Source organism: Rhodococcus sp. C26F (assembly GCF_053345925.1).
Window position 1 is genome coordinate 716 of record NZ_JBKFBA010000106.1, and the last position, 1,504, is coordinate 2,219.

General features: G+C 65.2%; 2 protein-coding genes. Both read right to left on the bottom strand.

The window, feature by feature from the left end; all coding sequences use genetic code 11:
* Positions 1 to 17 precede the first annotated feature (17 nt).
* Entirely contained in the window at positions 18 to 950 is a 933-nt protein-coding gene (locus tag ACLBYD_RS30655; RefSeq protein ID WP_447819397.1) for an Ig domain-containing protein, read from the bottom strand.
* Between the two features lie 77 nt (positions 951 to 1,027).
* Positions 1,028 to 1,504: hypothetical protein (locus tag ACLBYD_RS30660; protein ID WP_447819398.1), on the bottom strand; the 477-nt coding region annotated here is incomplete at its 5' end.

The window sequence follows — 1,504 nt, forward strand, 5'->3', positions numbered from 1 at the left end:
CGGGGCCGGGCCGGCGGTCAGGCGCTGACGACGATGGACAGCGGCTTGAGAGCGCTGCCGGCAGTCGCACTGTCGACGACCTGAACGGTGAAGTTGGACGTTCCCGCCGCGGTCGGGGTGCCGGAGATGACACCGGTCGACGCGTTGAGATTCAGCCCAGCGGGCAGAGATCCGGTCGAGACCGTCCACGTCTTCGTGCCCGTGCCTCCCGAGGAGGCGAGGGTCTGCGTATAGGCCGCGCCGACGGTCGCGCCCGGCAGCGACGCCGTGGTGATGGACAGGCCACCACGCTTGAACCCGGCGTCCTCGAGGACACGGTTCCAGCCTTCGCCGCCGAAGTAGTGGCGCACCGACACGCCGTATTCGGTGTCGACCATCGCGTTCACGGTGGTCGGCCAGGTCAGCGAGCCCTCACCGTCGGAGAGGGTCTGCTCACTGATCTCGGCGACCTCACCCGCGTAGAACAGGCGCCCCAGGTAGATGCGATCGACGCCGGAGTTGAACTGGGCGATGCAGAGGTAGCGCTGCTGACGGATCTCTGCGATCGCTGCCTGATCGAACGCGACCTCACCGGTCTCGGGATCGGCGACCATGTTCGACAGGTCCATGCCGAGGTTGTTCTCGATGTTGTACCGGTTCGCCTCGAGTCCGGTGAACTGCAGGCCCGCGATGTCGGAGGTGAAGTCCGAGCGGATCGGGTTGTTGTAACCGACCGCCATGATGTCGGACTTCTCGAGCTCGCGGGTCAGCGTGATCGCGTCGTCCTTGAGCAGCAGACCGAAGTCCCATGCACCGTCGGGGAGTTCGGCGAGCTGAGAGTTCGATCCCTCGGTGATGTACTCGATGGGGTCGACGTCCATGCCCATCCCGAAGATGTGCATGCGGTTCGGCTTGAGGATGAGTTCACGCTGGTGCCGCGCGACCTCGAGTTCGCCAACAGATGTGGCCATGATGCCCTCCTGGGACATGAGAAAGGCCCACGACGGTGATGTCGCGGGCCTGGGATGAATGGTGAGCGTGTGAGGTGTCAGCGCCGCCAGGGCTTCTGCAGGCTCAGCGCGTAGAACGCAACCTCACGCCGGGCGTCGGGGTTGTCGTAAGGCTCAGCCTCCGGCGGAGTGTCGACCCGGCACGAGTCGATGCAGATCGGCTTCGGCTCGCTCTCGACCTCGATCGCTTCCCCTGCAATGTTCTCCATCCGGTTCGCGACCTTCCGAGCGAGCAATGAGGCTCCGCGCGGATCCGGGTGATGGCAGGTGATCTGCACCCGCGGGTAGTCACTGATCCCGTCGCTGGCACCACCGACCCGGTTGACCTGGATACCGATCCCATCCTCGAGGGGCGGTTCGGTGTCCGTTTCTCCGAGCGGTGCGAGGTACGCCATCAGCACCTCGTGGATGTCCGGGAACAGTGTCTCGTCGAGTTCGACCGCCATCATTTCCTCCTCATGGCGCGCATCGCAGCCTGGTTCGCGCGCACCGGTTTCGAGCGCCGGGTGCCGAAC

Bases quoted from the DNA above. Each gene is read 5' to 3' on its own strand.
- ACLBYD_RS30655 (WP_447819397.1), bottom strand. From the start codon at position 950: ATGGCCACATCTGTTGGCGAACTCGAGGTCGCGCGGCACCAGCGTGAA.